Origin of the sequence: Amycolatopsis kentuckyensis (genome assembly GCF_002155975.1) — a bacterium.
GTDB lineage: Bacteria > Actinomycetota > Actinomycetes > Mycobacteriales > Pseudonocardiaceae > Amycolatopsis > Amycolatopsis kentuckyensis.
The window spans coordinates 1-8393 of record NZ_MUMI01000294.1 but is presented as its reverse complement, the minus strand read 5'-3'; the positions used below and the strand labels follow the sequence as shown (position 1 = coordinate 8393).

Genomic DNA, 8393 nt, shown 5'->3' with positions numbered 1-8393 from the left:
CCAACCCAGGCCGGGTTGGCGGGGCCGGCCGCCAGGGGATGTGGCGAGTGCCGGGAACCGCGACTGCGGCTCCCGGCACCTTCCGGGCCCGGATCAGGCCGTCCACTCGGGGTTGCGGCCCAGGTAGCGGAGCAGCGTCGCCACCGCGTCGTCGGCAGGGGACGGCTCCAGTGCGGGGGCGTACGCGAAGCCGCGCAGGGGTTCCGCCAGCTGCCTGGCCACCGGGAGGAGCTGCGTGGCCAGCTCCGGGGTCAACGGGGACTTCTGGCCCGATGCCACCGCGATGTCCCAGGCGTGGACCGCCGCGTCCAGCGCTGCCGCTCCGACCGCCACCGGGGCGGGGAGGGCTCCCTGCGGCAGGGGTGTCGGGACCGCCTCCGCGGCCGGCGACACCGTGGCGAATGCCGCGGTCGCCGCGGCGAGGGTCGGCTCCAGGAACTCCGGGGCCGACACCGCGAGCGAGCCCGAGGGGGCGAACGGGTTGAAGTCCGGGCCGCCCGTTCCCGTGATCGCCGCCGCGTAGCCCAGCTGGTCGCCGGCCGCGTGCTGGAGGACCTGGGTCACGTTCCACTCCGCGCACGGGGTCGGGGCCGACCAGTCCGGCACGCCCGCGATCGCCGAGCGCAGGGCTTCGTGGGCCGACGCGAGGACCGGCCAGCCGCTCGTCAAGCCCGCGAAGAACTGCCGGATGTCCGCCACCAGGACCTCCGGGGCCTCGTGCGCCGCGTAGTGGCCCGCCGCGTCGCGGGGGCCGCCCGTGCCCGAGGCGACGTCGTAGGAGTTCCAGCTGACGATGTTCGCGTGGTCGCGCTCGGCGAACCTGCGGATCGACTGGAAGTCGCCCGCGAACATCGCCAGGGCCGTCGGGACCGTCGTGGGGCCCTCCGGGTGGGTCGTCGTGTGCGCGTTCTCGTAGTAGAAGCGGATCGACGAGCCGGCCGTGCGGGTCAGCCAGTACAGCGCCACGTTCGCCAGCACGAACTCCGGGTCCAGGTGCTCGCCGAACAGCTGGGCGTTCCAGGCCAGCAGGCCCAGCGGCGAGTCCGCGAGCGCGAACGCCAGCGTGTGCGGCTGCTGGCTGTGCAGCGTGTTGAAGGAGAACATGTTCTCGTAGAACCACTGCAGGTGCGCCAGCGCGGCCTGGTCGGCTTCGCTCAGGTCCGCCATCTCCGCCGGGTCGCCGGACGGGAACGAGAACAGCTGCGTCACGTGCACGCCGACGACCTTCTCCGGGGCGAGTCTCCCGATCTCCGGCGAGACCATCGACCCGCCGTCGTTGCCGACCGCGCCGTACTTCTCGTACCCCAGCCGGCTCATCAGCTCGGTCCACGCCGCCGCCGTGCGGTGGGTGTCCCAGCCCGCCGAACGGGTCGGGCCGGAGAAGCCGAAGCCCGGCAGGGACGGGATGACCAGGTGGAACGCCGGCTCGGCGGCCGACGACGGCTCGGTCAGCGGGCCGATCACGTCCAGGTACTCCACGATCGAGCCCGGCCAGCCGTGCGTCAGCACCAGCGGCGTCGCGTCCTCCCGCGACGAGCGGACGTGCAGGAAGTGGATGGTCTCGCCGTCGATCTCCGTCACGAACTGCGGGTACGCGTTGAGCCGCGCCTCGAACGCCCGCCAGTCGAACTTCTCCAGCCAGTACTCGGCCAGCCCGCGGACCCGCTCGTTCGTGATGCCGTACTCGGCGGGCAGGTCGTCCGGCCACAGCGCCCCGCGCAGGCGGTTCTCCAGGTCCGCGAGGGCGGCCTGCGGGATCTCGACGCGGAACGGGCGGAGGGCGGGGACCGTCATGATGAGCTCCTCGGAAGAGTGGAACGGAATGCTTCGTTCCGAACTGTATCAGACCGGAACGATCCGTTCCAGTGGTAATCTCGGCGGATGCGCGAGACAGACACCGCCCTGCCCGGCCGCCGCGGTCAGGCCGCCCGCAACAACCTCGTCATCCTCGACGCCGCCCGCCACGTCTTCCTCGGCGACCCGAAGGCGCCGATCTCGCAGGTCGCGGAGCGGGCCGGGGTCGGCATCAGCGCGCTCTACCGCCGGTACCCGAGCAAGGAAGCCCTGCTCTGCAAGATCTGCCACGACGGGCTCCTCATGTACATCGGCGAAGCCGAAGTCGCCGCGGAGGAGCCGGACGGCTGGGCGGCGCTGACCGGGTTCCTCGCCCGGGTCGTCGAGCTCGACGTGCACTCCCTGACCGTCCACCTGGCCGGCACGTTCACCCCGACCCCCGAGATGGGCCGGGACGCGCGCCGCGCCGGCGAGCTGACGAAGGAACTGGTCGCGCGGGCGCACGCAACCGGGCGGCTGCGCGCGGACGCCGTCCCCGAAGACATCGGCATGATCCTCGAGTGCTGCGCCGCCATCCGCGTCGACGACGAGGAGCGGACGTCGGAGCTGCGCCACCGGTACCTCGCGCTGCTCGTCGAGGGGCTGTCGGCGAAAGGCCCGGATCTGCCGGGCCCGCCGCCCCGGCCAGGTGAGATGAACGGCCGCTGGCGTCCGTCCTGACGGCGGCGCCGCGACGCGTCCGGATGGCGGTAACGAATTCCGGAAGCGCGACGACTGATCAGCGTCGGCTGTCCAGAAAAGACCCCAATGCACCATCAGTCAGAGCGGCATTCCCCGGACCGGAACAGCGAGATGACGACTATGCAAAGAAGCTGGCGACGGACCACAATCCTGTCCTCGGTGGCCGCATTGGCCACGGCGTTCATCGCAATCGCCCCCGCTGCGCAGGCGGACACGCCCACCAGTTCCGTCGAAGTCAGTCCCACAACGGTGGTTCCGGGACAGACATTCACGATCACGCAAACCATTCACAACGACCGCGATTTCACGGTGACTTTCGCGAAGGGCGCCATTTACGGCACGCCGACCGCGATCACCGACGTCGTCGACGTCGTGTCCTGCACCAACACGACGGCGGTCGGCTGCTTCCAGGCCGGGAGCAGTTACCGCGCCGCGTTCGGCGATCTCGAGGCGGGCGGCACGAAGACCACGGTGTGGACCTTGCGCGTCAAGGACACCGCGGCACTCGGGCAGTTCACGCTGCAGCACCAGTTCGTCGGTGACAACTACGCCTTCGAAACCTTCGACGGACCGGTGATCACCGTCGCCGCGCCGGCCACCCAGGCCGACGTCAAGGTCGCGCTGGGCGCCACCGGGCACGGCGGGCTGAACGCGCGCATCGACTACACGCTCACCGTGACGAACACCGGCCCGGCCGCGGCGACCGGGATCCGGGTCGTGGCCACGTATCCGGCCGGCCTGTCGTTCGCCAGTGGCACCGGCTGCGTCCGCGTCGGCACCACCCGCACCGTGAACTGTGACGTCGCTTCGCTGGCCAGCGGCGCGTCGGCGACCCCGAAGTTCTCGGTCAACGGCGGCCTGCTCGCGCTCGGTTCGTACACCACGACAGCGGTGCGGACGGCGAGCTCGCCGTCGGATCCCAACCCCGCCAACGACAGCGCGTCGAAGACGTGCTCGGCGCTCACCGGGCTCATCGTGACCTGCTGAGGGTTCGCGAGAGGTGAACCGGGCTCGTGTCCTCCGCCAGGGGCACGGGCCCGGTTTCGCGTTTCACGAGGTGACGGACGCGTACAGCTTCGCGATGTCGTCGTCGAAATACGCGCTGTAGGAAACGTCCGGGGTGTCGCCGCCGAGCTGGTAACCGCCGATCACGCCGATCACCGCGCCGCCGGTCACCCACGGCCCGCCGCTGGTTCCGTCCGGGAAACCGGGGCACGCCACGCGCAGCTGATAAGTGCCGGAACGGGTCGTGTCCCCGTCGCACACCACCGGGGAATCGGTCGTGTCGGGGTAGCCCGTGAGGGTGATCCGGTGCTCGAATCCGCGATTCGTGCCGAGCACGTTCGCGCCGGTGAGGCTTTCCACCGCCGCCGGGTTTCCGGGCTGCCGGACGGTCAGGAACGCGAAATCCAGGTCCGGGTCCGCCGAGGCCGTCCAGCCGTCGGCGACGGCCACCGAGGTCACCGGCCACATCCCGAACGGCGCGACGCCGTCGTGGTAACCGGGGGCGAAGGCCATGCCGTCCCGGACGCAGTGCGCGGCGGTCAGGACGAGGTCGCCGGCGGCGGAGTGCACGACGCTCGCCGTGCAGAAGTGGCTCCCGTCGGCGAACAGCGCCCCGACCGGGGACGCGGCGGGTTTCGCCGGGGCCGGCGAAGCGGCGGGGGTGGTGACCGGAGTGGTGACCGCGCCCGCGGCGTAGGCGTCGTCGGCGGTCGTGCCGGTGCCGAGGACCAGCCCGGTCCCCAGGACCAGCAACGCCGCCGCGGCCGTCAGCGCGGTGCGGGGGAACTTGATCGCCACCGTTTCAGATCACCACAGCGAGGCCGCATCCGCAGCGTGCGCGGCCCGATGCACAGCGACCTCATAGTGCCCGCACAGCGCCGCACAGGCTCGGCCACCGCACCGCGCCCCACCCGCGCATCGCCCCTCACCTGCGATCCTGACTGTCCGCACAGGCCGAGGAACCCACATTCGGCGCCTGCCGCCCCACCCGTTCCGCTCGGTACGGTGGCCGCATGATGCGGAAGGCCGTTGCCGTGCGGCGGGAGGAGATCGTGCGGGCCGCCCTCGCACAGATCCGGTCCCGGGGCATCGCCGGTGTGCGGGCCGCCGACGTCGCTCACTCACTCGACGTCAGCACCGCGCTGATCTTCTACCACTTCGGGACCCTCGAAACGCTCGTCATCGAAGCCTTCCGGCAGGCCGCCGAGCACGAACTGACCAAGCTGAACCACGAGCTCGGCAAAAGCGGCCCCGCCGACAAGCGGCTGCGTGCCGTCCTCGCCCTGTACGGGCCCACCCAGCACGACAACTGGCCGTTGTGGATCGAGGCCGGCGCCGCCGCCGTGCGGGACGCCGCCCTGCGGGCCGTGCTGCAGCGGCTCGACCTGCGGTGGCGGGATGCCGTCGTCGCGCTGATCGCGGAGGGTGTCGGGGCCGGGACCTTCCGGTGCCCCGACCCGCACGGCGCCGCGTGGCGGCTGACCGCGCTGCTCGACGGGCTCGCCGTCCAGGTCGTCGCCCGGCAGGGCACGGTCACCGCCGGGGACTGCGACCGGTGGGTCGAACAGGCGCTGGCGCACGAGCTCGGGTGTTGACCGGGGGATCAGGAGGGGCGATGACCGAAACAGCCTTGCTCGAAGTGGCGTGGACCGATCCCGTCACCGGGTGCCGCGGGTACCTGGTGATCGACCGGCTGGTGCGCGGCGTCGCCAGCGGCGGCCTGCGGATGCGCCGCGGCTGCTCGCTGTTCGAGGTCCGCGGCCTGGCCAGGGGCATGACGCTCAAGGAAGGCCTCAACTACGACCCCGACGGCCGCTACGTCCCCCTCGGCGGCGCCAAGGGCGGCATCGACTTCGACCCCTACGACGAGCGCGCCCGCGACGTCGTCGCCCGCTACCTGCACGCCATGCGGCCGCTCATCGAGCAGTACTGGACCATGGGCGAGGACCTGGGCCTGCGGCAGGACGTCATCGACGGCGTCATCGCCGAGATCGGCCTGCTCAGCCCGGTGCAGGCGATCTATCCGCTGCTCGAAGACCGCGACGCGGCGACCGCCCGGCTGGCGGAGGCGCTGCGGATGGAGGTCGGCGGCCTCGGCCTCGACGAGCTGGTCGGCGGCCTCGGCGTCGCGCAGGCCACGCTCACCGGGCTCGAGCTGCTCGGCCTCGACAAGCAGCCGAACCGCGTCGTGCTGCAGGGCTTCGGCGCGATGGGCGGCGCCACCGCCCGCTTCCTCGCCGACGCCGGCCTGCGCGTCGTCGGCGTCTCGGACGTCCGCGGGGTCGTGGCCAACCCGGACGGGCTCGACGTCGAAAACCTGCTCCGGCACCGCGACCGCTTCGGCGGCATCGACCGCGACAACCTCCGGCCCGGCGACCAGCTCCTGCCGCCGGAGGCCTGGCTGGACGTGCCGGCGGAGGTGCTGGTGCCGGCGGCGATCTCCTACTGCGTCGACGCCGACAACCAGGCCAAGATCGGCGCCAAACTCATCGTCGAGGCCGCGAACCTGCCGGTCACGCCGGACGCCGAGGAGCTGCTGGACACGCGGGGCATCCGGGTGGTGCCGGACTTCGTCGCCAACTCGGCGACCAACTCCTGGTGGTGGTGGACGCTGTTCGGCGACGTCGGCGCGGACGCCGAGGAAGCCTTCGGCAAGGTCCGCACCCGGATGCGCGCCCTCGTGACCAGCATGTTCGAGGTCGCCACCCTGGACGGGCTGAGCCTGCGCGCCGCCGCGCTGCAGCTGTCGGAGAAGAACCTCGAGGCCATCCAGGCCCGGTTCGGCTGAGGGAACGAATCCGCGCCCGAGATAGTTGAGCGTTGTATGAAACTCGGCATCTACAGCTTCGGCGACCGCGCACCGGACCCGCGCACGGGCGAGCAGCCCAGCGTCGCGCAGACGCTGGCCAACACCCTCGAGCGGATCAAGCTGGCCGACGAGCTGGGCCTCGGCTTCTACGGCCTCGGCGAGCACCACCTCGACCAGTACGCGATCTCGAACCCGGGCACGGTCCTGGCCGCCGCCGCGAGCGTCACGAACCGGATCACCCTGAGCTCCGCCGTCACCGTGCTGAGCACCGAGGACCCGGTCCGCGTCTACCAGCAGTTCACCACGCTCGACCAGCTCAGCCACGGCCGCGCCGAGCTGCTCGCCGGGCGCGGGTCGTTCACCGAGTCGTTCCCGCTGTTCGGCAACGACCTCGGCGACTACGACGAGCTCTTCGAGGAGAAGCTCGCCCTGCTCCTGCGCATCGACCGCGAAGACCCGCTGACCTGGTCCGGCAAGTTCCGCCCGCCGCTGGAGAACGCCCGGATCCTGCCCCGGCCGTACGGCAGGCGCCTGCGCATCTCGGTCGGCACCGGGGGCAACCCGGAGTCGTCGATCCGCGCCGGGCTGCTCGGCCTGCCGGTGGTGTACGCCGTGATCGGCGGCGAGCCCGAGCGCTTCGCCCCGCTGGTCGACCTCTACCGCCAGGCCGGCGAGGCCGGCGAACAGGACCCCGCGGACCTGCACGTCACCATGGGCGCGATCGGCTTCGTCGCCGAGAAGTCCCAGGACGCCAAGGAAACGTTCTACCCGTACTGGCTCGAGACGATGAAGTACGGCGCCCGCGCCCGCGGCTGGGCGGTCCCGACCCGCGCGGAGTACGACGAGTACACCCGCGACGCGCGGGCCCTGTTCGTCGGCAGCCCGCAGGAGATCGCCGACCGCCTGATCGCGGTCGGCAAGCTCACCGGCGCCGACCGGTACGCCATGCAGATGGACTGGTCCGGCGTCCCGCACGCCGAGGTCATGCGGGCCATCGAACTCCTCGGCACCGAGGTGCTGCCGTTGGTGGAAAAGGAGTTCTAGACGTCGTTCGCGGCGATGTAGCCGAACGTCATCGCGGGGCCGATGGTCGACCCCGCGCCGGCGTAGCTGTGGCCCATCACCGCCGCGCTCGCGTTGCCGGCCGCGTACAGGCCGCGGATCACCGAACCGTCCGGGCGCAGCACGCGCGCCCGGGCGTCCGTGCGCATGCCGCCCTTCGTGCCGAGGTCGCCGGGGACCAGCCGCAGCGCGTAGTACGGCGCCGCCCACAGCGGCGCCAGGCTGGAGTTCGGCGTCACCGCCGGGTCCGTGTAGTAGTGGTCGTACGCGCTCGCGCCGCGGCTGAAGTCGGTGTCCACACCGGACCGGGCGAAGCCGTTGAATCGGTCCACAGTGGACTTCAAGGCCGCCGGCGGCACCCCGATCCGCGTCGCGAGGTCCTGGATCGTCGACGCCTTGAAGACGGCGCCGGCGGCGTACCAGGCGTCCGGGAACGGCAGCAGCGGCGCGATGTCGCGGAACAGGTACCGGTTGCGGTAGTTCTGGTCGACGATCAGCCAGGCCGGGATGTCCGGCGCCGCCGGGTTCTTGTCGTACATGGTGTGCACGACGTCGCTGTAGGGCGCGGCTTCGTTGACGAACCGCTGCCCGGCCTGGTTCACGATCAGGCCGCCGGGCAGGGTCCGTTCGGCCAGGCAGAAGTACGGGTCGCCGGGGGTCGGGATGGCCGGCCCCCACCAGGCGTCGTCCATCAGGTCGAGGGCGGCGCCGGCCCGCTGCCCGGCGCGGTGGCCGTCACCGGTGTTCTCCTTCGCGCCGACCGTCCAGTCGGTGCCGATCGGCTGCCGCTGGTACTGCGCGCGCATCGCCGCGTTGTGCTCGAACCCGCCGGAGCCGACGATCACGCCACGGCGCGCCCGCACCAGCCCCTGCGGCGTCACGACCCCGGTGACCGCGCCGTTTTCGACGTTCAGGTCGACGAGCGGGGTGTTCAGCAGCACCGGGACGTTCGCCCGCTGGAGGCCGACGCGCAGCGCGGCGG

The 8393-nt window shown here is 71.8% G+C and carries 8 protein-coding genes; 5 read left to right on the top strand and 3 right to left on the bottom strand.

The window, feature by feature from the left end; genetic code table 11:
- Positions 1-93 precede the first annotated feature (93 nt).
- A complete protein-coding gene (locus tag CCN39_RS27260; RefSeq protein ID WP_086846644.1) occupies positions 94-1794 on the bottom strand; it encodes a TIGR03086 family metal-binding protein in 1701 nt (566 codons plus the stop codon).
- An 87-nt stretch (positions 1795-1881) separates the two neighbouring features.
- Here CCN39_RS27260 and CCN39_RS27255 point away from each other — a divergent pair, with 87 nt between their 5' ends.
- Both CCN39_RS27255 and CCN39_RS27250 read left to right on the top strand, forming a co-directional pair.
- Complete coding sequence (locus CCN39_RS27255) at positions 1882-2514, top strand: TetR/AcrR family transcriptional regulator (RefSeq protein ID WP_086846642.1); 633 nt, start codon at positions 1882-1884, stop codon at positions 2512-2514.
- 180 nt (positions 2515-2694) lie between these two features.
- Positions 2695-3522: a DUF11 domain-containing protein gene (locus CCN39_RS27250; protein ID WP_086846640.1), complete on the top strand. Its 828-nt coding sequence runs from the start codon at positions 2695-2697 to the stop codon at positions 3520-3522.
- 63 nt (positions 3523-3585) lie between these two features.
- On the opposite strand, the gene CCN39_RS27245 is transcribed toward CCN39_RS27250, so the two are convergent.
- A complete protein-coding gene (locus CCN39_RS27245; protein ID WP_086846638.1) occupies positions 3586-4338 on the bottom strand; it encodes a trypsin-like serine peptidase in 753 nt (250 codons plus the stop codon).
- Positions 4339-4553: 215 nt separating this feature from the next.
- Between CCN39_RS27245 and CCN39_RS27240 the strand changes: the two genes are divergently transcribed.
- The 3 genes from CCN39_RS27240 to CCN39_RS27230 are packed head-to-tail and all read left to right on the top strand — an operon-like array spanning position 4554 to position 7393.
- Positions 4554-5135, top strand: coding sequence for a TetR/AcrR family transcriptional regulator (locus tag CCN39_RS27240; RefSeq protein WP_086846636.1), 582 nt, complete (start codon positions 4554-4556; stop codon positions 5133-5135).
- Positions 5136-5155: 20 nt separating this feature from the next.
- Positions 5156-6328, top strand: a complete 1173-nt coding sequence (locus tag CCN39_RS27235; RefSeq protein WP_086846635.1) for a Glu/Leu/Phe/Val dehydrogenase dimerization domain-containing protein — start codon at positions 5156-5158, stop codon at positions 6326-6328.
- A gap of 36 nt (positions 6329-6364) precedes the next feature.
- On the top strand, positions 6365-7393 hold the full coding sequence (locus tag CCN39_RS27230; RefSeq protein ID WP_086846633.1) for an LLM class flavin-dependent oxidoreductase: 1029 nt from the start codon (positions 6365-6367) through the stop codon (positions 7391-7393).
- On the opposite strand, the gene CCN39_RS27225 is transcribed toward CCN39_RS27230, so the two are convergent.
- The coding region (locus tag CCN39_RS27225; RefSeq protein WP_143264162.1) for an FAD-binding protein at positions 7390-8393 on the bottom strand (1004 nt) is incomplete at its 5' end. The genes CCN39_RS27230 and CCN39_RS27225 overlap by 4 nt on opposite strands.